A 21116-nucleotide genomic window follows, 5' to 3' on the forward strand; every position below is an offset into this window, starting at 1 on the left:
ACCTTTCTGCGTGCCGCGCATGCGCCGCACGACGATGCTGAGGTGTCGGTCACGCTAGCAATGCGGAGCGCCTTTCCCTAGGCGGTCCCCGACCCCTCGGGAGGCCCTTTCTGCGAGGATGACGACATGTCCGCGCCAGGGGGAGAGATCGTCGTCGAGAGGCGTTCCCCGCTCGTTCACGAGGCCTTTCCGATAGCACATTCCGCTCGGATACTCGATGCCGTCCTGATGGGCCTCCTGGTCTACCGGCTCCCCACCCCCTTCCTCCCGGGGAGCGTCCCGCTGGCCCAGACGGCGCTGGCCGCCCTGGTCCTCGTCAGCCTCTTCCGGCGGCCCACCCGCCGTCTCGGACGGGCCGCCTGGTACCCGTGGCTGTGCCTCGCCCTGCTCGCCTTCGTCCTCGCCGGCTCGTCCTTCGACGGCCTCGACGCCCTGCGCCGGGCGGCGAACATCGCGCTCGTCATGCTCGCCGCGGGCTTCCTCGCGAGCGGGCGGATCGACGTGGTCTCGGGGCTCAAAGGACTCGCCGCGGCGCTGTCGCTGAACGCCGTGCTGTTCGTCGCGGGACTCGCCCCGGACAGCTACCAGGGCGCCCTGACCGGCTACCTGCAGGACAAGAACGTGGCCGGTCTCGTCTACGGAGCGGCGGCGCTGCTGGTCTCGGCGCTCAGCTCGCGGCTGTGGCTGCGGGTCGGCGTGCTCGCGCTCGGGGCCGCCGCGGTCGTCGCCACCGACTCCCGCACGTCGATGGCGGCCTACGCCTGCGCGCTCGTGTGGCTCGTCGCGGCGCCGTACCTGCGCCTGCTCTTCCGCGCGCTCCTCGGCGGCGGCCTCGTCCTGCTGTTCCTCTGGGCCGAGCGGAACCTGGCGACGGCCGGCGGCTACGGGGTGGAGCGGGCCGGCTCCGACGCCCTGCGCGCCCGCATCCTCGACGCCTCGGTCGACAAGGTGGCGCTCTCGCCGTGGACCGGCTCCGGGCTCGGCGAGGCGACCGCGCGGGTCGACGGGATCGACTGGTTCTTCCACAACTCCTACCTGGCGCTGATGGCCGAGGGCGGCGTCGTGCTGCTCGTCGGCGTCGTCGGCACCGTGCTCGTGGCCGGCTTCGCGACCACGGCCGCCGGGGCCGGGAGCCGCCCGGGGCACGCGGTCGGCGCGGCGAGCATCCTGGTGCTGCTGTGCGCGACGCAGCTCGGCGAGGTGTTCTTCGCCCCGATCTCGTTCGTCGTCGTCGGCGCGGGTCTCGCTCTGCTCGCGGAGCAGTCCGCCCGCGTCCGCGCTCTGCCGCCGGAGTAGCGCCTCCCGCGTCCACCCGATCCGGCGCGTATCCGCGGATCCGGGGCGCGCAGGTCCCGGTCGGCGGGCGCTTCCCGGTGGGGCGGAGCTCGCCTGGTGCGGCCCCGGCCGACCGCCGCTCAGGCGCGGCCGCGCTCGCGGACCGCGTCGCGGAGTACCGCGCGGACGCCCGCCCACATGTGCCGCGCGTTCAGCTCGGCCAGCACCCGCTCCCGGCCCGCGCTGGCGACCTCGGCCCTCTTCCCGTCGTCGCTCAGCACCGCCTCCAGCACCGCCGCGATCCCCGCCGGGTCGTGCAGGGGCAGCGCGAAGGACGTCTCGCCGTCGCGGACGTAGCCGGTCATCGCGGCGCTCGCGGTGACCGCCGTGCAGGTCCCGCAGCCGGAGGCCTCCAGCAGGACGCTCTGGCCCGTCGGGTAGGCGAGGTCGTGGCTGGTGACGACGACGAGCTCGGCGTCGCGCAGGTTGTCGCGGTGCCGATCGACCGGGACGGGGTCGTGCAGGACGACGTTGGCCGGCAGCGCCCGGGACGGCCGCCGCGCAGGAGTGGTCACGATGTCGAACCGCCGGTGCGGCAGGCGCTCGGCGGCGGCGACCAGCGAGTCGAAGTCGCGCCCGCGGTCGACACCGACGGCGAGCACCTCGAACCGCTTCGGACGCGGCGGAACGGGCCGGTAGTAGTCGGAGTCGACCCCGAAGAGCACCGGTGCGATCCGCCGCTCGTCGACGCCGTGGCGGGCGAAGACCTCGCGCTGGTTCTCGCTGAGCACGACGAGCCGGTCCACGCCCTGGAGCAGCCGGACCACCTGTCGGCGCCGCTCCGGCGAGCCGGTGAGCAGCTCCTCCGCCCACCAGCAGGAGAGGACCACGAGCGGCGTGCGGCCGTACGGCCCGAGCCGCGCGCGCCGGAGCAGGGCGGGGAGGCCCGCCTCCGGCTCGAGCACGCAGAGCACCGCGTCGGCCGAGCGGACCGCCCGGAGCGCGCGCAGCTGCGTGTCCACGTTCAGCCCCGTGCGGTGCTCCACGACGTCGCGGAGCTTCACGTGCGCGGGCCGAGACGCGTGACCGGGGACGAGGAGCCGCGTCGAGTCGTCCCGGAGGAGGTCGGCCCGGTACGGCAGCCTCCCGCGGGCGAAGGGCTCGCCCGGAGCCAGGCGCAGTGTCGAGTGCTTGAGGAACAGTCCGAGCATTCTGAGGACTTCCGGTTCGCGGGTCATCGTCGTCCTTTCCCGAGGGAGGAGGAGAGGCTCCCCGCGGCATTCCCCGGAAAGCGGATCGGTCTCCTGGCGGGAGGATCAGGAATCATCGGAGAGGGCCATCCGCGCCAGAAGTCCGTCGATAGCCGACTTCCCGGAGGACGGGGAGTAGGAATCGTTCCAGCGGGCACGATCCCTCTCCCGCGACTCCGATAGTCCTCTCTTCTTCCGGGCTCTGATCAGCTCGGCCAGAGCCCGCGGATCCCCGGCTCGGAACGTGGCGTCGATCGACGGGCCGACGACCTCGGGGAGCGCACCGCTATCGCTCACCACCACGGGGACGCCGGCCGACATCGCCTCCGTCACGACCAGGCCGAACGACTCCGGCTGCACCGACGGCACCACCAGGAGGTCGATCCGCGAGAAGAGGTCGCCGGGCTCGATCCACCCCGGCCGGTCCACCAGAGCGGCGACCGGAGCGAGGGCCGCCTCCACCTCGCGACGCTCCCGCTCCGCCACGAACCGGGGCTCGCCCGCCAGCACCAGGCGATACGCGCCCGGTTCCCCGGCCTCCAGCAGCGCCAGCGCCTCGGTGAGGACCCGCACCCCCTTCGCGAGCGAGGGACGCCCGAGGAAGCCGAGGACGGTCGTCCCGTCCTCCCGCGGCCGCGCCTCCGGCAGGTCGACGCGGCGGCTCCAGTTCGGCAGCACGGTCGACCCGGGGACGACCCCCGCCAGGTAGCGGGAGGGGACGAGGGTCGCCAGCGCGCCGCGGCGAGCCACGGGCGCGAGCAGCCGCTGCAGGCCGGACGGGCGCTGGTGCAGATGCACGATCCGCCGCGGACGCCCTGCGGTCGCGACGGCCGGCACCAGCCCATTGCACCACAGCACGCCCTCGCGGGAGGAGGCGTCCCAGCGCCGCAGCGCGCGCATCCAGGCGGGTCTGCCCGTGGCCTCGAGCTCGACGACCCGGTGGCCGGCGGCGAGGGCGGCGACGACGAGCGCACGCGGCTCCGAGGGGCCGACGACCACGACCGGGACCTCGAGCGCCTCGAGCGCCTCCGCGATGCTCAGCAGCATCACCTCGCCGCCGCCGATGTCGCCGTTGTTGGTCGCGAGCGCCACCGGAGGCCGCCCGGCGCCGCCCGCTCCCCCGTGGATCATCCGCCGCCCCGCCCGCCTCCGTGCGGCGCCCCCGCGGCCCGCGGGCCCATCCTCACCGAGACGAGCGCTCCGCTCCACCGCCCCCGGCCGGGCTCCGCGGGCCGCAGGAGCGCTGGAATACTGACCGGATGGAGCTCGTGGGCGTTCTCTGGGCCGACGAGGCCGTGCCGCTGGTGTCGGCGTTCGTCCACCGGCGGGCCGACGCGGCGGGCCTGCGCGCACTCGTGCTCAAGGGACCGACCGCCGCCGCCGACCGGCTCCGGCCGCCCCGCGCCTCCGGCGACGTCGACCTGCTGGTCGCCCCCGACGACCTGCCCCGGATCCTGGCCCTCCTGGCCGCCGACGGCTGGACCGAGCGGCCCTGGCCGGACGGACCGACGCTCGCGGCCAAGCACTCGCGCTCCTACCGGCACGCCGCGTGGCCGGTCGACATCGACGTGCACTGGCGGTGGCCGGGATTCCTCGTGCCGCCGCGCGACGCCTTCGAGGCGCTGTGGAGCCGGCACCGGATCGTGGAGCTGGCCGGCCGTCCGGTCGCGACCGCGAGCGTCGCCGACTCGGCGCTCGTGCTGGCGCTGCACGCGCTCCGCGACGCCTGGCAGATCACCGACCCGCGCCTCACGCGGCCCTCCGACTACGACCTGCTCGTCGAGGCGGTGGCCGCCCGCGCGGAGCTGCACGCTCCGCTCCGGGCGGCGGCGGAGGAGCTCGGCGCCGTCCAGACCGCGCAGCCCTTCCTCGACGCGCTCGGCATCCGCGCGCGCGCCGGGGAGGTGCCCGCGGCCGAGCTGCGGGCGTGGCGGATCAACGCGAGCTCGCCCCACGCCTCCGCGGGGTGGGTGCAGGCCGTGCGCGCGGCCGGCTGGCGGCAGCGGCCGCTGCTCCTCGCCCGCGCCGTCTTCCCCGCCCCCCACGCCCTGCGTGCCGCCGACCCCGCCATCGGCCCGCGCCGGATCGACGTGGCGGCCGGCTGGTGGCGGCGGCTGCGCCGCGGCGCCCGCACGGCTCCGCTCGCGTGGGACCACCTCCGACGGACGGACAGGACCTGACATGACCCGCCGGCTGATCCGCGCCCCCTTCGGGCTCGGCGTGCTCTTCACCTTCGACGACACCGTCCCCGACCGCTTCGTGACGGAGGTGGAGGAGTCGTGGAACGACGTGGACGACGACGCCGATCGCCCGGGCTCCGAGTACCGGGTGTCGCTGACCGAGCCGGTCGGGGAGCCGGGAGTGATCGCGCAGCCGACCGAGGACGCCCTCGCCGAGCACATCGGCGCCGCGCTCACCCTCGCGGCGGCCGACGCCTGCGAGGGCCGGCTGCTCAGCGTGCACGCCTCCGCGGTCGCCCTGACCGACGGCCGCGTCGTCGCGTTCGTCGGCCGGCCCGGTGCCGGGAAGTCGACCCTCGTGAGCCTCGCCGCTCGGCGGTACGGGTACGTGACCGACGAGACGCTCGCCGTCCGCCGCGACGGGCGGGTGCTGCCGTTCCGGAAGCCCGTCGCCCTCCTCGACGGCGGCGACTGGAAGCGGCACCGCTCCCCCGCCGCGATGGGCCTGCAGCCGCTGCCGGACGCTCCGCTGCGCCTGGCCGCCCTGCTCCTGATCGCCCGCGACCCGTCCGGCCCGGCAGAGCCCCGGCTCGAGCCGATCGCCTTCGACGAGGCGCTCTCGGTGCTGCTGCCCGAGCTGAGCCACTTCGCACGGCTGCCCGCGGCGCTGCACCACCTCGCGGGGCTGCTCGACTCCGTCGGCGGGGCCCGGGTGCTCCACTACCGCGAGGCGGAGACGGTGCTGCCGCTCCTGGAGCGCCTCGGGGAGGCGTCGCCGGTCGTCGCCGACGCGCCCGAGGCCGATGCGGCGGCGCCCGGCCCGGGTCTGCTCGCGCGCGCCGCCGGCGTCGAGTGGGTCGAGCGCGACGGAGTGGTCAGCTGCCTCCTCGACGAGCGGGTCGAGACGCTCACCGGGATCGGCCCGGTGCTGTGGCGTGCTCTCGGGACGCCCGCGACGGTCGACGCGCTGACCGGGGCCGTCGTCGCCGAGCACGGCGCCCCGCCCGCGGGCGACCCCCGGGCGCACGTCGAGGCCGTGCTCGACGCGATGGTCGAGCACGGCCTCGTGGTCCGCGGCGCCTGACGGCGCCGAGCGCGGCTAGCCCGTGCGGACGTTCGGCCCGACGGAGCCGCGGGCGATGAACAGGTCGAGCAGGTTCACGAGCCCCACCGCGCGGATGTAGAGCGCCGCGACGTCGTAGCGGCCGACGGGGAGCGCCTCGAGGGCGGCGGGCCCGGTCGGGTTGGTCGAGCGGTTCTGCGCGTTGACGTCGATCTGGATGACGTCCCGCAGGGCGGTGAAGACCGGGGTGAGGACCGCGTTCTGCAGCGTCGTGAGCAGCGGCGGGAGAGTCGCCGTCAGCAGAGTGTTCACCAGCAGGCGCACTCCGGCTCCGGCGGCCCCGGCGTTGACGAGAGGCGTCCCGTTCACGCTGATGACGTTCCCGATGCGGGTCGTCAGAGAGGTGAGGAGCGCGGCGGTGAAGTTCCCCACCGCCGTGCCCGGCACCTGCAGGGCGTTGTCGACGAAGAGGGTCGAGTTCGGCGGGAGGCCGTTGACGTAGGGCGACGTCGCCCCCTGGCCCGGCGCTCCGCCGAGCAGCGAGAAGAGATCGACCGTGATGGTCGCGGGGCTCGCCGACAGCTGCGCCTGGATCGGCTGCGTGCCGCCCGGCAGGCTTCCCGTCAGGAGCGCCGCTCCGTCGACCGTCACCGAGAGGACCCCGGGCACCGACAGGTTGACGGCGTTCGTGAGCAGAAGGGTGAGCGCGCTCGTGATCGCGCTCAGGGTGGGCGAGGTCAGCACCAGGTCCAGGCGGCCGACCTGGTAGTCGCGCTGCAGGTTGTCCGACCCGGGCACGCAGGCCGACTGGAGGGACGCGCGACCGGTCAGGGCGCCGATCCGCAGGGTCAGGTCCGTCACGTTGGTGAGCAGAGCGGCCACTCCCGCGCCGCCGGACGCCGCGAGGATCGCCCGGAGGTTCACCGTCCCGAAGTCGGGGAAGCTCCCCGCCGTCGAGTCGAGCGCCAGCTGGCCCGCGTCCGTGATCGCGCCGGAGGCGCCGCGGACGGTGCCGTTCGTGTTCGCCGACGCGTACTGGTTGAGGGTGCCGACGGTGGCGGGAGCCGCCAGCGTGAGGAGGGAGGAGAGCGTGCCAGTCAGCCCGGTCGCGTTCACGTTGATCGCGTTCAGCACCGTGGCGTTGACGCCGCCGGTCACGACGGCCGGATTGCCCTGGTCGGGAGCGATCGCCGTCACGCCCGCGACACCGGCGACGGTGTCGAGGTTCACGCCGCCGAGGAAGCCGCTGAGGAGGCGTCCGCGGGCGACCGCCTGGAAGACCGTCCCCACCGGGAAGCAGCTGATCGAGACAGCGGAGGCGGACTGCGCCAGCATCACCGCGGGCACCGACCAGACCGCTCCGGCCACGACCGTCCGCCGTGCGAAGACGCCCGCGGAATTCGCGCTCTTCTTCTCGCTCTTATCGCTGATATCGCTGGATGCGAGCGGATTAGACTCCGACATTGGCGGCCCTCCGGTGCTGTCGCTCGACGTGCACCCCTTGGCGCGTCGGCGGCAAACATAGCGAGAGAGGCGTCGCGATAAGAGGCGCTGGCGGATTTCTACTCGCACTGGCGGTGATCAGCGGAGAGGACGCGGAGAAGATGGCAGAGGACCCCCGGCTCCTTCTCTGGCGGCGCCGCCCGGACACGGCCTCCGTCGATCTGAACGGGCGCGTCCTGGTGCTCCCGCTGGACGTCTCCCCGATGGGCAGCCCCTACGCGCTGCGCGAGAGCGTGGCCGCGACCTGGCGCGCGCTCGACGACGAGCCGCAGGACTTCTCCGGCCTGGCCGACCGGCTCGCCCGCCTCCACACCACCGATCCCGGCGCCATCGCCGACGACCTGGCGCGCGTGCTGAGCGGGCTGGAGGAGCTGCTCCTGGTCGAGAGCAGCCCGCGCGGCGAGGAGTCCCGATGAGTGTCGCGAGCGTCGTCGTCCCCAGCTACGCGGGGGCGGCCCGCCTGCCCCGCCTCCTCGCCGCCCTCGCGGCTCAGACCCACCGCGACCTCGACGTGGTCGTGGTCCTCGACGGCGTCGTCGATGCCAGCGAGCCCGCCCTCGACGCCTCCCCCGTGCCCGTGCGCCGCGTCGTGCTCCCCGAGAACCGGGGGCGCTCCGCCGCGCTCACCGCCGGCTTCGACGCCGCGCGGGGCGACGTGCTGATCCGCTGCGACGACGACCTCGAGCCCGGCCCGGGCTGGGCCGCCGCGCACGTCGCGGCCCACCGGGACGCGGTCATCGGCGTCGTCGGCCTCTGCCCCGACGTCGACCCGGGCACCGCCTACTCCCGCGCCTACGGCCGGCCCGCCGGCGAGCGCTTCCGCCGCGGCGCCTACGCGGCGGGTTCCGACGCCTCCTGGCGCTACTGGGGCGGCAACGTCTCGGTGACGCGGGCGACGTACGACCGGGTCGGCGGCTACAGCACCGACTACCGCGAGTACGGCTGGGAGGACGTCGACTGGGGCTACCGGCTGCACCGCCTGGGAGTGCCGGTGCGGATCGAGCCCGGCGCCGAGGCCCTGCACCACGGCGCCTCCGTCTCGGCGGCGGTCCGCAGCCGGCGCGCGTTCCTCTCGGGGGCGGCCCGCCGCACCTTCGAGCGGCTGCACCCCGAGCAGGTGCGGGAGGCGGTGCCCGCAGCCGGCGCGTGGGACGCAGCCGTGCGCCTCCTGGCCCGCGACGGGAGCGAGCGGCGGACGGCACTGGTCGCGGGAGTCGCGGACGCCGCGCTCGGAGTGGTGCCCCGCCCGGTCGGCGAGAAGCTGGTCGCGCTCGCCGTCGAGTCCGCAGCGATCGCGGGCTACGACCGCGGCAGAGGGCGTCCCGCGCACGGGTGACGGCGGCGCGGATCGACGGATCCGCGGGCCCGACAGCGGCGCCAACGCCGTGCGGGAGCCGATCTAGGCTCCCCCGCATGCGAGTCCTTCTGGTGGGCGGAGCGGGCTACATCGGGAGCCACACCGCCGTCGCGCTCCTCGAGAGCGGCCACGAGGTGCTGGTCGTGGACGACCTCTCGCACGCGAGCGAGCGGACCCTCGACACGGTGGAGGAGCTGACCGGCTCGGTGGTCCCCCGCCTGATCGCCGACGCGCGCGACACGGCCGCACTGACCCGCTTCCTCGCCGCCCACGGCCCGGTCGACGCCCTGGTCCTGCTCGCCGGGCTCAAGTCGGTCGGCGACTCGGTGCGGCGGCCCGTCGAGTACTGGACGGTCAACGTCGGGCTCGCCACCGCGGCGTTCTCGGTCGCAGCGGAGGCGGGGATCCGCACCGTCGTGTTCTCGAGCTCGGCGGCCGTCTACAGCCCGGGCGGCGCGATGCCGGTCGGGGAGGACTCCCCCGCCGGGCTCAGCGCGGCGAGCCCCTACGGCGCGACCAAGCGCGTCATCGAGGAGATCCTCGGCGACGCCGCGCGTGCCGATCCCCTCCTGCGCGCGGTCAGCCTCCGCTACTTCAATCCCATCGGCGCGCACCCGTCGGGGCGGATCGGCGAGGATCCGGCCACGGCGCCGGGGAGCCTCCTGCCCGTGCTGACGCGGGCCGCGGGCGACCCCTCCCGGTGCGTCGACGTCCTCGGCGACGACTACCCGACCCCCGACGGCACGGGGCTGCGCGACTACATCCACGTCTGCGATCTCGCGGCCGGGCACGTCGCGGCGCTCGAGCGCGCGCGGCCCGGGCACCGCGTCTACAACCTCGGCACGGGCTCGCCGACGAGCGTCCTCGAGCTGATCGACGAGGTCGAGCGGGCGAGCGGGGAGACGGTCCGGTGGCGGGCCGTGGGGCGCCGGCCGGGCGACCTCGCCGCGAGCTGGGCCGACCCGGCACGCGCCGAGCGGGAGCTGGGCTGGCGGGCGGTGCGCACCGTGCGCGAGGGCGTCCGCGACCAGTGGCGGTGGCAGACCCTGCAGCGCATCGGCGTCTCCTGATCCTTCCGGCACGGCGTCACTGAAAGAGTGACTTCTTCTTCTCCGCGACTCTTCTCCATCGTTGTGATCTCCGAGGGAATAGCACCTCCGCGACGAACTCCAGACGATCCTCGCCATTCCACTCGCGGCTTATCCGGATCATCGGACTCTTCTTTCCCCGTCGTTCTGCGACGACTCGTACTCGCCTTTCGATTCCTTCTCCACGAGCCGCTTAGCTTCTACTGCACTGCTGATCGGTCACCGACGACGGATAAGCATTCGGAGCCGCTCCCGTCTCCGGATGGCCGCCCGATCCTCACCGCACGCCCGGGGGAAGGGGCCCATCATCACTGCCGTCATCGACGCGACCACCCGTTCCCGATCCGTCCCCCCGGTCGGTCCCGGCCTGATCGTGCACGAGTGGGTCGAGCGCCGCGGAGGCGCCGAGCGCGTGCTCGAGGCGATGACCGAGGCCTTCGCCGACGCCGACGTCCGCGTCCTCTGGAGCGACTGCGCCGAGGTCGTCGGCAGGCCCGTCTCGGAGTCCTGGCTGGCGCGCACGCCGCTGCGCCGCCACAAGGTCCTCGCTCTGCCGGCGATGCTGCCCACGTGGAGGCTCCCGGTCGGCGCCTCCCGCGAGTGGGTGCTGGTCAGCTCGCACCTCTTCGCCCACCACGTCCGCACCAGCGGACCGACCCGCAAGCTCGTCTACGCGCACACCCCGGCCCGCTACATCTGGGAGCCCGACCGCGACGGCCGCGGCAGCAGCCTCGCCGCCCGCACCGCGAGCCTGCTCCTCAAGCCGATCGACCGCCTCCGCGCCGCCGAGGCCTCCTCCATCGCGGTGAACAGCCTCTTCACCGGGCAGCGGGTGCGCGACGCGTGGCACCAGCCGTCGAGGGTCATCTACCCGCCGGTGAACACCGAGCTGCTCTCGACGATCACCGACTGGCGCTCCCCGCTCGACGACGACGAGCTGCGCCTCCTCGACTCGCTCGCCCGGCCGTTCATCCTGGGCGCCTCGCGGTTCGTCCCCTACAAGCGCCTCGAGAAGGTCATGGACGCCGGAGCCCGCACCGGGCTGCCGGTCGTCATCGCCGGGCACGGCCCCTGGGAGGCGCGGCTCCGCGCCTACGCCGAGGAGATCCGGGCCGACGTGACCTTCGTCATCTCGCCCTCCGACCAGCTGATCCGCGCGCTCTACGCGCAGGCGCTCGTGTACGTCTTCCCCGCGGTCGAGGACTTCGGGATCATGCCCGTCGAGGCGATGGCCTGCGGGACGCCGGTCATCGGGACCGACATCGGCGGAGTGCGCGAGAGCGTGTCCCTCGCCGGCGGGGGCGTCATCGCGGACCTCGAGGGCGATCCCGACTGGAGCGACCTGCTGCGCCGTGCGCGCGCGCTCGACGTCGACGCCTTCCGGGCCCGGAGCCGGGTCTTCTCGCGCCGGCGCTTCATCGCCGAGATCCAGGACTGGGTCGCCGAGCAGACCGCCTGACGACGGCGCTCCCCGCCGCGGGAGGCCGTCCGTGCGCGCGTCACCGTGCGTGCGGACGACCCTCCCGCGGCGGGATCAGAACAGGCCGCGCGGGGGTTCGATCGAGGCGAGGACGCCGGGAGCGGCGATCACGCTGAGGCGGCCGACCTCCTCCGGGGTCAGCTCGGGCAGGCGCTGCGCGAGGTCGAGGAAGCGCTCGATCTCGGACTTCTCGAGCACGTCGGCGGCGAGCGTGCGGAACTTCGACACGTACTGCTCGCGGCTGAACGGGTGCGCGCCCAGCGGGTGCGCGTCCGCCACCGCGATCTCGTCGACGATCGTCGTGCCGTCCGTCATCAGGATCTCGACGCGGGCGCCGAACGCCTTCTCGCCCGGATCGGTGGAGTGGTAGCGGCGCGTCCACTCCGCGTCCTCCTGCGTCGTGACCCGGTGCCAGAGCGCGATGGTGTCGGCGCGGGCGGCCCGCTCGGGGGCGTAGCTGTGCACGTGGTGCCAGGCGCCGTCCTGCAGCGCCACCGTGAAGATGTACGGCACGGAGTGGTCCAGCGTCTCGCGGGACGCGGCCGGGTCGTACTTCTGCGGGTCGTTCGCGCCCGAGCCGATCACGAAGTGCGTGTGGTGCGAGGTGTGCAGGACGATCCGCTCGACGCGCTCGGGATCGGCGGCCTCGGGGTGCGTGCGGTGCAGGCGGCGGGCGAGGTCGATCAGCGCCTGCGCCTGGTACTCGGCCGAGTGCTCCTTCGTGTACGTGTCGAGGATCGCGCGCTTGGCCTCGCCGCGGTCGGGCAGCGGGACGTCGTAGCTCGCGTCGGCGCCGTCGAGCATCCAGGCGATGACGCCGTCCTCGCCCTCGTAGATCGGCGACGGGCTGGTCTCGCCGCGCATCGCCCGGTCGACCGCCTCGATCGCCATCTTCCCCGCGAAGGCCGGCGCGTACGCCTTCCAGCTCGAGATCTCGCCCTTGCGCGACTGCCGCGTGGCGGTCGTCGTGTGCAGGGCCTGCGCGACGGCCTGCTCGATCGTCGCGACGTCGAGGCCGAGCAGCGTGCCGATCCCGGCGGCGGCCGAGGGGCCGAGGTGCGCGACGTGGTCGATCTTGTGCCGGTGCAGGCTGATTGCGCGCACCAGGTCGACCTGGACCTCGTATCCGGTGACGATGCCGCGGACGAGCTGCGCCCCGCCGATGCCCGCGTGCTGGGCGACGGCGATCAGCGGAGGGATGTTGTCGCCCGGGTGCGAGTACTCGGCCGCCAGGAACGTGTCGTGGTAGTCGAGCTCGCGCACGGCGACTCCGTTGGCCCAGGCCGCCCACTCGGGCGAGACCCGGCGGGCCGGGTCGACGCCGAGGACGACCGAGCCCTGGCCGCCGATGGAGGCGGGGTGCGCGAGAGCCTGCGCGCGGGCGGCGACGACCGGGCGGCGCAGGAGCGACGCGGTGGCGACGGCGGCGTTGTCGATGACCCGGTTGACCACCATCTCGGCGACCTCGTCGTCGATCTCGACCGGATCGGCGGCGACCTCGGCGAGCGCGTGGGCGAGCTGCCCGTGTCGCGGGAGCTCCTCGTCGCTGCGGTGGACGCGGACGTGGTGTTCGTGCACGGGCGGCTCCTTCGTCTCTCCCCCAGGCTATCGCCCGCCTCCGGCCCGGGCCGCGCGGGCAGAATGGGCGGATGTCCTCCCCCACGCGCGTCGCGGCGCTCGACTGCGGCACCAACTCCCTCCGCCTGCTGATCGCCGACGTGGAGGGCGGCCGCCTCCGGGACGTCCAGCGCCGCACCGAGCTCGTGCGGCTGGGCCGCGGGGTCGACCGCACCGGCCGCTTCGACCCGGCCGCGCTCGAGCGGACCCTCGCCGTCACCCGCGAGTACGCGGCCGCCGCGCAGGAGGCCGGCGCCGAGCACCTCCGCTTCGTCGCCACCTCGGCCACCCGCGACGCGGCCGACCGCGAGGACTTCCTCGCCGCCGTCGAGCGGATCCTCGGCGTCACCCCGGAGACGATCTCCGGCGAGGAGGAGGCGCGGCTCTCCTTCCGCGGCGCAGTCTCGGCCGTCGACTCCGCCCGGCCCGTGCTGGTCGTCGACCTCGGCGGCGGCTCGACCGAGCTCGTGCTCGGCGGAGCGGAGCCGGAGCAGGCGCACTCGATGGACGTCGGCAGCGTCCGCCTGACCGAGCGCCACCGCCGGGCCGCCGAACCGACGGAGGGCGAGCGCGCGGCGATGCGGGCGGACGTGGGCGCCGCGCTGGCCGCCTCCTCCGTCGACCTCTCGCAGGCCCGGAGCGTCGTCGGCGTCGCCGCGACCGTGCTCACGATCACCGCGCACGTCCTCCGCAGCACCGACCGCGCTGCGCTCGAGACGTCCCTCCCCCTCTCCGACGTCCTCGCCGCCTGCGACGAGCTCGCCGCGCTGTCTCCGGAGGGGACGGCGGCCCTCCCCTGGGTGCGCCCGGGGCGCGAGGACGTGCTGGCGGCCGGCGCGCTGGTCTGGGGAGAGGTCCTCCGCGCGGTCCACGAGGCGTCGCCGGGCGTCGACCGGGTCCGCTCGACCGCGCACGACATCCTCGACGGGATCGCGCTCGGCCTCGCCTGACGCGCGCGCGGGTCAGGCGGTGAGGGCGCTCCCGGAGTCGCGCGGGAGCCGGGCGGCGGCGGCGAGCGGCACGAGGGTCAGCACCGCGAGGGCGAGGAAGGCGACGCGGTAGGGGACGAGGCCGGGCCCGATCGCGGTGCCGACGGCGAGCGCCACCGCGCCCGCCGCGACTCCGAGTCCGGCCGCGATCTGCTGCGTGGTGGCGTTGAGGGTGTTCGCGCCCGACATCCCCTCCTGCGGGACCTCGGCGAACGTGACGGTGTTGTACGCCGTGAAGCCCGCCGAGCGGGCCACTCCGCTCAGCACCAGCAGCGCCACCACGAGCGCCACCGGAGTCGCCGACTCGAGGAACGCCATCGCCGCCATGCACGCCGCCCCGACCGCGCTCGCCGCGACCAGCACCCCGCGGAAGCCGAGGCGCCGCAGCAGCGGAGTCGTAGCCGGCTTGATCGCCAGGTTGCCGGCGAAGAGCGCCAGCACCACGGAGCCGGCCTGCACCGGGCTCCAGCCGAACGCGTCCTGGAACAGCAGCGGGAGCAGGAACGGCACCGCGTTCACGGTCGCCCGGTAGAGCGATCCGCTCGCGTTGGCGACCCGGAAGGTGCGGAAGCGGAAGGCGTCGAGCCGCACGAGCGGATGCTCGGCGCGGCGCAGGTGCCGCACGGCGAGCGCCGTCACGACCGCGCCGACGAGCAGCGGCGCCACCGCCCGCCCGTCCAGCTCGGAGCCGGTGAGGAGCCCCGCCGCTCCGACCAGCGCGCCGAGCCCGACCGCGACGAGCACCAGCCCCGTGACGTCGAGCGGGGTCGGCGCGCTCTCGGAGGTGGCGGGGACGATCCGGCGCGCGATCGCGAACGCGACGACCCCGAGGGGCAGGTTGATCAGGAAGATCCAGTGCCAGGAGGCGACGGTGGTGAGCAGCCCGCCGAGGAACGGCGCGATCACGGGGGCGACCAGTCCCGGCCAGACCAGGATCGCGATGGCGTGGATGATCCCCTCCCGCGGAGTCGCCCGCAGCACCGCGAGCCGGCCGACCGGCACCATCAGCGCGCCGCCGACGCCCTGCAGGACCCGGGCGCCGACCAGAAGCGGCAGCGTGGGGCTGAGCGCGCAGAGCAGGGAGGCGAGGGTGAAGACGGCGATCGCGGTGGTGAAGACGCGGCGCACGCCGAAGCGCTCGCTGAGCCAGCCCGAGGCCGGAATGAGGACGGCGACGGTGAGGAGGAACGCGGTGACGGTGATCGAGACCGCGGCGGAGTCGACGCCCAGGTCGGCGGCGATCGCGGGCGCGGCGGTCGTCACGATCGTGGCGTCGAGGTTCTCCATGAAGAAGCAGCCGGCGACGAGCAGCGCGAGGGAGCGGTGGCGGGGGTCCGTGCTGTCCTCCTCGGCGTGGGGCTGTCGGCGGCGAGCGTAGCGCGGCGACGGCGCGGCCGCCGGGCGGGTACCGTCGCAGCATGAGCGCTGCAGCCGAGACCAGGACGATCCAACTCCGACGCTACGAGCTGATGGACGGGGTGATGGACGACTTCCTCGCCTGGTTCCCCGAGCGGATCGTGCCGGCGCGCGAGGCCCACGGCTTCCGGATCGAGTTCGCCTACGCCGACCGCGAGGTGAACGAGTTCGTCTGGGCGGTCAGCACGGCCGGCGACGCCGACGCGTTCGCCGAGGTCGAGCGGGCGTACCTGGCCTCGCCAGAGCGCGACGCCGCCTTCGCGGGCGAGCCGAAGCGCGTCGCGGTGCAGCACGTGCGGCTGGTCGAGCGGATCGTCTGACCCGGGCGGCGTCCTGCCGGGGCGCCGCCGACTCCGGGCACCGTCGGGTCCGGGCGCCGTCGGGTCCGGGCGCCGTCGGGTCCGGGCCCGTCAGCTCCGGGCGCGCCGCACGGCCGCGAGGACGCCGCGGACCACGAGCGTCCCGACCGCGATCGACCCGATCGCTCCGGTCAGGCGCGCCCAGACGTGCTTCGGCCGGTCGATCCCGGCGCGGTCGGCGGGCGAGGGGAGCGAGGCGGGCGCGAGCGTGCGGCCCGCGGCTCCCGCCTCGGCCATGTGGGCGAGCCGGCGCACGGCCTCGCGGTTGCGGATCCAGAGGAACGAGTGCATCAGCGGCTTCGGGACGAGCGTGCCCGGGCCCTTCACGGGCGCCTCGTGCATCCGCACCTTCGCGCCGCGCGCGTGCGGCTCGACCTCGACGCGCACCCGGGCCTCGCCGAGCGGCCAGCCGGCGGCCTGGATGACCATCCGGCGCGGCGGGTCCCACTCGAGGACCGTGGTGCGGTCGTCGATCACGAGCGGCCAGAGGCCGAAGGAGTGGTGCAGCTGCGAGCCCACGTGCGGGAAGTCGGCGTCGACCTTCCGCATCCGCGACGCGCCGACGACCCAGCTCGGGAACAGCCAGCCGGAGGCGAGCACCGCGAAGACGGACTCGGGCGGGCAGTGGACGACGCGGGTGGTGCGGGACATCGCGGGCTCCTTCGAGTGGTGGTGGGGCGCGTGGCGGCGCCGTCCCTCAGCCTGGCAGGCCGGGGCCGGCGACGGGCGCAGCGCAACGGCGGCGGCTCAGGCCGGGTGCGCCTCCGGCGACAGGTCGGGCGACTCGCGCACCCCGAACTCGTGCCGCAGCGCGCTGCGGGCGGCGTGCCAGCCGGCCATGCCGTGCACGCCCGGCCCGGGCGGGGTGGACGAGGAGCAGAGGTAGAGCCCCTTCGCGGGCGTCCGCCACGGGTCGGTCGTGGGGACCGGGCGCGAGAGCAGCTGCGCGACGCTCGCGGCTCCGGCAGCGATGTCCCCGCCCAGGTAGTTCGGGTTGTAGGCCTGCATGTCGCGGGCGGTCATCGAGGAGGCGCCGATCACGCGGTCGCGGAACCCGGGGGCGAAGCGCTCGATCTGGGCGGTGATCGCCTCCTGCTGGTCGGCGGGCGAGTACCGGGGGACGTGCGTGTACGCCCAGAGGACGTGCTTGCCCTCGGGCGCCCGGGTCGGATCGGCGATCGAGGGCTGCGCCACCAGCACGTAGGGGCTGCGGCTGTGCCGGCCGCGCTTCACGTCGCGCTCGGCGGCCGCGATCTCGGCGCGGCTGCCTCCCACGTGCAACGTGCCTGCGCCGGCGAGCTCCGGGTTCGTCCACGGCACCGGCCCGTCGAGGGCGAAGTCGACCTTGGCCACGCCGTTGCCGTAGCGGAAGCGCTGGAGGGCCGCGGCGTACGCCGGGGGCAGCCGGTCCCCCGCCATCGCGAGCAGCGCCGTCGGCGTGCCGTCGACGAGCACGGCGCGGGCCGGGGGCAGCTCGGAGAGCGAGGTCACCTCGACGCCGGTCTCGATGGTGCCGCCGTGCGCCCGGAGGTCGTCGGCGAGCGCGTCGACGATCGACTGGCTGCCTCCGATCGGCACCGGCCAGCCGCGCGCGTGGGCGTAGGCGCCGAGCGCCAGGGCGGCCGCGGCCGTCGACGGGCTCGGCATCGGGCGGATCGAGTGCGCGGCGACCCCGGAGAACATCGCCGGGGCGACGTCCTCGCGGAAGCGCAGATTCCACACCGGGGTGCCCTGCTCGAGCACCCGCAGTCCGAAGCGGATCAGCACGCTCGGGTCCGTCGGGATCCGCAGCAGCGCGTCGTTGGTGAAGCCCGCGACGCGGTCGGCCCGCTCGGAGAGAGGTCCCATCAGGGCGCGCCACGCCGCTCCGTCGCGCCCCAGCGCCTCGACCGTGCGGTCGAGGTCGCGGTAGGCGATGCCCGCGCGGCCGCCGTCGAGAGGATGCGCGTACGAGATCTCGGGGACGACCAGCTCGATGCGCCGGTCGAGCCCGAAGGCGCGGAAGAAGCCGGACGCGAGCGCCATCGGGTGCACCGCCGAGCAGACGTCGTGGTGGAAGCCGGGCAGCGTCAGCTCCGCCGTGCGCGCGCCGCCGCCGATCGTCTCGTTGCGCTCGAGCACGGTGACCGAGAGCCCGGCCCGCGCGAGCGTGACCGCGGCGGCGAGGCCGTTGGGCCCCGCCCCGATGACGACGGCGTCGACCACGGTCACTTCCTCCGCAGGGCCGAGACGACGCCCGCGGCGCCGGCGGCGAGGGCCGCGGCGGCCCCCGCGTAGCTCAGGGCGCGGTGGCGGATCATCCAGATCTGGGGCGTCATGGTGTGCGCGCGGTCGCTGAAGAGGCCGCGGGCGCCGTGATCGCCGGGGACCGGCTCGTAGACGTTGTTCGGCAGCATCGGCTCCGTCTTGTCGGGGGCCTGCTGACCGTCGAAGGCGCTGCGGGCGAGGTACCAGTCCATGAAGCGCCCGGCGAAGCGGTCGCCGAGGATGGTGCCCGCGGTCGGCTCGCCGACCCAGGTGCGGCGGCGCGGCTTGTCGGCCACGTCGGCGATCGCGATCGCGCCCACCTCGGGCTCGTAGATCGGCGGCACGGGCTGCGGGTGGTGCGGCAGCTGCGACTTCACCCAGTTGAACTGGATGGTGTTGAGCGCCGGCATGTCGACCTCGGACAGGCGCACGCGGCTCTTCGCGTGCAGCAGCTCCGCGGTGACGGCCTCGGTGAAGCCTCGGGCGCCGAACTTGGAGGCGCAGTACGCGGCCTGCAGCGGGATGCCCCGGTGCGCGAGGGCGGAGCCGACCTGGATGACGTGCCCGCGGTCGCGCGGGGTCATCCGGGAGAGGGCTGCGCGGGTGCCGTTGACGAAGCCGAAGAAGTTGACGCCCACGGCGCGCTCGAAGTCGGCGGGCTCGGTCGAGAGGAACTCGCCGAAGACGCCGACCATCGCGTCGTTGACCCACAGCTCGATCGGGCCGAGCTCGGCCTCGACCCGGTCGGCCGCCGACTCGACGGCCTCGCGGTCGGCCACGTCGGTCGGGATGCCCAGCCCGCGCCGGCCCTTCTGCTCGATCTCGGCCACCGTGGCCGCCAGTCCGTCCTCGCCGCGCGCCAGCACGGCGACGTCCCAGCCGCGGGAGGCGAGCTCGCGGACCGTGGCGCGTCCGAGCCCGGCCGTGCCGCCCGTGACGACGGCGACTCCGCGGCTCATGCGCGGGCCTCGCGGGAGGAGGTCTCGAGGCGGGGGTGCTGCGTCATGGTGCGGGCTCCTTCGTGAGGGCGCGGTGTGCGTCGGGAGTCCCACGCTAGGCGGGAGCGGCGGCGCGGCGCGCGGGGTTGCGCCCGATCGGTGGAGAGCTCGGTGGATCCGCGCCCGGGGAGGAGAATCGCTCCCGACAGCTCCCGGCTCTCCTCCAGAGACCGCCGCCAGACTGACGCCCGCCCGAGCACCCTCCGACCGGATCGACGCATGACCTCTCTCCTCGACCTGAGCCTCGTCTCCGGCCCCCTCGTCGTCGCCGTCTACGTGCTCGCGATCGGAGCGCTCCTCCTCCTGCTCGCCGCCCACGTCCGCGCTCCCCGCCGCGGGCGCTCCCGGCGCGGCGGGATCGCCGTCGCGGTCCTCCTCCTGGGCCTGATCGGCGGCGCCGCCCTGGCCGCCCTCGTCGACGGGCCCGACGGCCCGTTCGGCGTCGACTTCACGCCGGTCACCCGGGTCGCGATCGGCCTGGGGATCGGCGGGCTGGGCGTCGCCCTGGTCGTCCTCGGACACGCGATCGCCCGCCGGCGCGCGCGCGGGGTGCTCGCGTCGCTCGCGGCCGGAGTGCTCGTCGTCGCGGCGGCCGCGATGACCGTCAACATCGACTTCGGCCAGTACCCCACGGTGCGCAGCGCGCTCGGGATCAGCGCGTACTCCGACTCCTCCGTGCCGGTCGCCGCCGCGGACGGACCGCACTCGGACCTCGCGACCTGGACGGCCCCGGCCGGGATGCCCGCCGTCGGCTCGGTCTCGACGGTCGCCATCCCCGCCACCGCGTCGGGCTTCCCGGCCCGCGACGCCGTGGTCTACCTCCCGCCCGCGGCCCTCACCGCGACCCCGCCGCTGCTGCCGGTGATGATCATGCTCTCGGGGCAGCCGGGGTCGCCCTCCGATCCGCTCTCGACCGAGAAGTTCCAGCAGACCCTCGACGCCTACGCCGCCGCGCACGCCGGCCTCGCGCCGATCGTCGTGTCGCCCGACCAGCTGGGCGATCCGGACAGGAACCCGATGTGCGTCGACTCGCCGCTCGGGAAGTCGGCCACCTACCTCACCGTCGACGTCCCGAACTGGATCCGCGCCAACCTGCCGGTGCTCGGCGACGCGCAGCACTGGGCGATCGGCGGCCTCTCGCAGGGCGGGACCTGCTCGATCCAGCTCGGCGCCGGCCACCGGTCGCTCTTCGGCAACATCGTCGACGCCTCGGGCGAGCTCGCGCCGACCCTCGGCAGCGAGGCGGCGACGGTCGCGCAGGGGTTCGGCGGCGACCAGGCCGCCTACGAGGCCGCGAAGCCGGTGAACGTCCTCGCGGCGAACGCCCCCTACACCGGCACCGTCGCGATCTTCGGAGTCGGCGCCGAGGACACCTCGTTCCTCCCCGGAGCGAAGACCGTCTACGCCGCGGCCGTCGCCGCCGGCATGAGCGCCACCTACCTCGAGGTGCCGGACAGCGCCCACGACGTCACGGCGTGGTCGGCGACCTTCGACAAGGGCCTCGAGATCCTCGCCGACCGCTGGAAGCTCGTCCCTGCCTCCTGAGCGGCTCCGGGCCTCAGGCGCTCTCGACCAGCCGGACCGCCGCCTCGATCCCGCCGCTCCACGGCGCTCCGTGGCCCGGGAGCACCCAGCGCGCCCCGGTGGGCAGGAGCGCCCGGAGCGACGCGAGCGCCTGCTCCGGCTCGTCGGTGAAGGGCGCGGGCTGCGGACCCGTGCGACCGGTGAGCACGTGGCGGGTGGTCAGCCCGTCGCCGACGAAGACCGCGTCGGCCAGCGGCACGTGCACGGCGATGCTCCCCGGGGAGTGGCCCGGGAGCGCGATCACGCGGGGAGCGCCCGGCAGGTCGAGCGTCTGCCCGTCGTGCACCTCGACGACCTCGGTGAGCGGCGGGACCGTCGCGATGCCCTTCCGCAGCGCGTAGGCCGCGAAGCCGAGGAGCGGCAGGACGCGCAGCCGCGGTGTCGCGGTCCTCGGCTTCGCCCCGCCCTTCGCCCGCTCGGCGTCGGCGGCGTGCACGTGGACCGGCACGCCGTGATCGCGGCGCAGGCGCTCGGCGAAGCCCACGTGGTCGGAGTCGCCGTGGGTCAGCACGACGCCGCGCACGTCGTCGAGGGTGCGGCCCATCGCGCGCAGCTCGGCCAGGAGCTCCGGCCAGAGACCGGGCAGGCCGGCGTCGATGAGCGTGACGCCCTCGTCGGTGTGGACGAGGTGGACGGCGACGATGTCGGTGCCGATGCGGCGCAGGTGGGGTCCGAGTTCCATGATGGCTACGCTAGTTAGCCATCATGGC

19 protein-coding genes are annotated in these 21116 nt (G+C 74.9%); 10 read left to right on the plus strand and 9 right to left on the minus strand.

Features of this window, described 5'->3' with window-relative positions; translation table 11 throughout:
* Positions 1-228: 228 nt before the first annotated feature.
* On the plus strand, positions 229-1296 hold the full coding sequence (locus C5C35_RS13875) for an O-antigen ligase family protein (protein ID WP_104247946.1): 1068 nt from the start codon (positions 229-231) through the stop codon (positions 1294-1296).
* A 119-nt stretch (positions 1297-1415) separates the two neighbouring features.
* On the opposite strand, the gene C5C35_RS13880 is transcribed toward C5C35_RS13875, so the two are convergent.
* Both C5C35_RS13880 and C5C35_RS13885 read right to left on the minus strand, forming a co-directional pair.
* On the minus strand, positions 1416-2513 hold the full coding sequence (locus C5C35_RS13880; protein ID WP_104263342.1) for a glycosyltransferase family 4 protein: 1098 nt from the start codon (positions 2511-2513) through the stop codon (positions 1416-1418).
* A 78-nt stretch (positions 2514-2591) separates the two neighbouring features.
* Positions 2592-3656, minus strand: a complete 1065-nt coding sequence (locus tag C5C35_RS13885; protein WP_104247944.1) for a glycosyltransferase family 4 protein — start codon at positions 3654-3656, stop codon at positions 2592-2594.
* Between the two features lie 128 nt (positions 3657-3784).
* Here C5C35_RS13885 and C5C35_RS13890 point away from each other — a divergent pair, with 128 nt between their 5' ends.
* The gene (locus C5C35_RS13890) at positions 3785-4705 is read left to right on the plus strand and encodes a nucleotidyltransferase family protein (RefSeq protein WP_104248013.1); all 921 of its coding nucleotides are present in this window, start codon (positions 3785-3787) and stop codon (positions 4703-4705) included.
* A gap of 1 nt (position 4706) precedes the next feature.
* On the plus strand, positions 4707-5789 hold the full coding sequence (locus C5C35_RS13895; RefSeq protein WP_104263343.1) for a PqqD family protein: 1083 nt from the start codon (positions 4707-4709) through the stop codon (positions 5787-5789).
* A gap of 15 nt (positions 5790-5804) precedes the next feature.
* Here the strand turns inward: C5C35_RS13895 and C5C35_RS13900 are convergent, their stop codons facing one another.
* Positions 5805-7232, minus strand: coding sequence for a choice-of-anchor G family protein (locus C5C35_RS13900; protein WP_146084610.1), 1428 nt, complete (start codon positions 7230-7232; stop codon positions 5805-5807).
* 140 nt (positions 7233-7372) lie between these two features.
* Between C5C35_RS13900 and C5C35_RS13905 the strand changes: the two genes are divergently transcribed.
* The 4 genes from C5C35_RS13905 to C5C35_RS13920 all read left to right on the plus strand — a co-directional run bounded on the left by C5C35_RS13905 (position 7373) and on the right by C5C35_RS13920 (position 11175).
* Positions 7373-7687 (plus strand): hypothetical protein, encoded by a 315-nt coding sequence (locus tag C5C35_RS13905; protein WP_104309962.1) that lies wholly within the window; start codon positions 7373-7375, stop codon positions 7685-7687.
* Positions 7684-8607 (plus strand): glycosyltransferase, encoded by a 924-nt coding sequence (locus C5C35_RS13910; RefSeq protein WP_104263346.1) that lies wholly within the window; start codon positions 7684-7686, stop codon positions 8605-8607. The genes C5C35_RS13905 and C5C35_RS13910 overlap by 4 nt, the downstream gene beginning before the upstream one ends.
* Before the next feature lie 77 nt (positions 8608-8684).
* A complete protein-coding gene (gene galE, locus C5C35_RS13915; RefSeq protein WP_104263347.1) occupies positions 8685-9698 on the plus strand; it encodes a UDP-glucose 4-epimerase GalE in 1014 nt (337 codons plus the stop codon).
* Between the two features lie 280 nt (positions 9699-9978).
* Positions 9979-11175, plus strand: a complete 1197-nt coding sequence (locus C5C35_RS13920; protein ID WP_104263348.1) for a glycosyltransferase — start codon at positions 9979-9981, stop codon at positions 11173-11175.
* A 75-nt stretch (positions 11176-11250) separates the two neighbouring features.
* Here the strand turns inward: C5C35_RS13920 and C5C35_RS13925 are convergent, their stop codons facing one another.
* The gene (locus tag C5C35_RS13925) at positions 11251-12774 is read right to left on the minus strand and encodes an MmgE/PrpD family protein (RefSeq protein ID WP_104263349.1); all 1524 of its coding nucleotides are present in this window, start codon (positions 12772-12774) and stop codon (positions 11251-11253) included.
* A 71-nt stretch (positions 12775-12845) separates the two neighbouring features.
* On the opposite strand from C5C35_RS13925, the gene C5C35_RS13930 reads away from it, so the two are divergent.
* The gene (locus C5C35_RS13930) at positions 12846-13763 is read left to right on the plus strand and encodes an exopolyphosphatase (RefSeq protein ID WP_104263350.1); all 918 of its coding nucleotides are present in this window, start codon (positions 12846-12848) and stop codon (positions 13761-13763) included.
* Positions 13764-13775: 12 nt separating this feature from the next.
* Here the strand turns inward: C5C35_RS13930 and C5C35_RS13935 are convergent, their stop codons facing one another.
* A complete protein-coding gene (locus C5C35_RS13935; protein ID WP_104263351.1) occupies positions 13776-15089 on the minus strand; it encodes an MFS transporter in 1314 nt (437 codons plus the stop codon).
* A 131-nt stretch (positions 15090-15220) separates the two neighbouring features.
* On the opposite strand from C5C35_RS13935, the gene C5C35_RS13940 reads away from it, so the two are divergent.
* Complete coding sequence (locus tag C5C35_RS13940; protein WP_104224531.1) at positions 15221-15538, plus strand: NIPSNAP family protein; 318 nt, start codon at positions 15221-15223, stop codon at positions 15536-15538.
* 90 nt (positions 15539-15628) lie between these two features.
* On the opposite strand, the gene C5C35_RS13945 is transcribed toward C5C35_RS13940, so the two are convergent.
* The 3 genes from C5C35_RS13945 to C5C35_RS13955 form a co-directional block, all read right to left on the minus strand.
* Positions 15629-16228 carry an SRPBCC domain-containing protein gene (locus C5C35_RS13945; protein WP_104233566.1) on the minus strand — a complete coding sequence of 200 codons (600 nt, stop codon included), beginning with the start codon at positions 16226-16228 and terminating at the stop codon, positions 15629-15631.
* A gap of 96 nt (positions 16229-16324) precedes the next feature.
* Positions 16325-17782 carry a phytoene desaturase family protein gene (locus tag C5C35_RS13950; RefSeq protein ID WP_374953123.1) on the minus strand — a complete coding sequence of 486 codons (1458 nt, stop codon included), beginning with the start codon at positions 17780-17782 and terminating at the stop codon, positions 16325-16327.
* A gap of 2 nt (positions 17783-17784) precedes the next feature.
* Positions 17785-18783 (minus strand): SDR family oxidoreductase, encoded by a 999-nt coding sequence (locus C5C35_RS13955; protein ID WP_104233564.1) that lies wholly within the window; start codon positions 18781-18783, stop codon positions 17785-17787.
* A 258-nt stretch (positions 18784-19041) separates the two neighbouring features.
* Between C5C35_RS13955 and C5C35_RS13960 the strand changes: the two genes are divergently transcribed.
* The gene (locus C5C35_RS13960; RefSeq protein WP_104263352.1) at positions 19042-20367 is read left to right on the plus strand and encodes an esterase family protein; all 1326 of its coding nucleotides are present in this window, start codon (positions 19042-19044) and stop codon (positions 20365-20367) included.
* Between the two features lie 13 nt (positions 20368-20380).
* Here C5C35_RS13960 and C5C35_RS13965 read toward each other — a convergent pair whose 3' ends face one another.
* A complete protein-coding gene (locus tag C5C35_RS13965; RefSeq protein ID WP_104263353.1) occupies positions 20381-21088 on the minus strand; it encodes an MBL fold metallo-hydrolase in 708 nt (235 codons plus the stop codon).
* Positions 21089-21116 lie beyond the last annotated feature (28 nt).

The organism is Rathayibacter sp. AY1F8, from assembly GCF_002932165.1.
Lineage (GTDB): Bacteria > Actinomycetota > Actinomycetes > Actinomycetales > Microbacteriaceae > Rathayibacter.

Coding starts and splice junctions, on each gene's coding strand:
- C5C35_RS13875 (WP_104247946.1), top strand. CDS start 229: ATGGGCCTCCTGGTCTACCGGCTCCCCACCCCCTTCCTCCCGGGGAGC.
- C5C35_RS13880 (WP_104263342.1), bottom strand. CDS start 2,513: ATGACCCGCGAACCGGAAGTCCTCAGAATGCTCGGACTGTTCCTCAAG.
- C5C35_RS13885 (WP_104247944.1), bottom strand. CDS start 3,656: ATGATCCACGGGGGAGCGGGCGGCGCCGGGCGGCCTCCGGTGGCGCTC.
- C5C35_RS13890 (WP_104248013.1), top strand. CDS start 3,785: ATGGAGCTCGTGGGCGTTCTCTGGGCCGACGAGGCCGTGCCGCTGGTG.
- C5C35_RS13895 (WP_104263343.1), top strand. CDS start 4,707: ATGACCCGCCGGCTGATCCGCGCCCCCTTCGGGCTCGGCGTGCTCTTC.
- C5C35_RS13900 (WP_146084610.1), bottom strand. CDS start 7,232: ATGTCGGAGTCTAATCCGCTCGCATCCAGCGATATCAGCGATAAGAGC.
- C5C35_RS13905 (WP_104309962.1), top strand. CDS start 7,373: ATGGCAGAGGACCCCCGGCTCCTTCTCTGGCGGCGCCGCCCGGACACG.
- C5C35_RS13910 (WP_104263346.1), top strand. CDS start 7,684: ATGAGTGTCGCGAGCGTCGTCGTCCCCAGCTACGCGGGGGCGGCCCGC.
- galE (WP_104263347.1), top strand. CDS start 8,685: ATGCGAGTCCTTCTGGTGGGCGGAGCGGGCTACATCGGGAGCCACACC.
- C5C35_RS13920 (WP_104263348.1), top strand. CDS start 9,979: ATGGCCGCCCGATCCTCACCGCACGCCCGGGGGAAGGGGCCCATCATC.
- C5C35_RS13930 (WP_104263350.1), top strand. CDS start 12,846: ATGTCCTCCCCCACGCGCGTCGCGGCGCTCGACTGCGGCACCAACTCC.
- C5C35_RS13935 (WP_104263351.1), bottom strand. CDS start 15,089: ATGGAGAACCTCGACGCCACGATCGTGACGACCGCCGCGCCCGCGATC.
- C5C35_RS13940 (WP_104224531.1), top strand. CDS start 15,221: ATGAGCGCTGCAGCCGAGACCAGGACGATCCAACTCCGACGCTACGAG.
- C5C35_RS13945 (WP_104233566.1), bottom strand. CDS start 16,228: ATGTCCCGCACCACCCGCGTCGTCCACTGCCCGCCCGAGTCCGTCTTC.
- C5C35_RS13955 (WP_104233564.1), bottom strand. CDS start 18,783: ATGAGCCGCGGAGTCGCCGTCGTCACGGGCGGCACGGCCGGGCTCGGA.
- C5C35_RS13960 (WP_104263352.1), top strand. CDS start 19,042: ATGACCTCTCTCCTCGACCTGAGCCTCGTCTCCGGCCCCCTCGTCGTC.
- C5C35_RS13965 (WP_104263353.1), bottom strand. CDS start 21,088: ATGGAACTCGGACCCCACCTGCGCCGCATCGGCACCGACATCGTCGCC.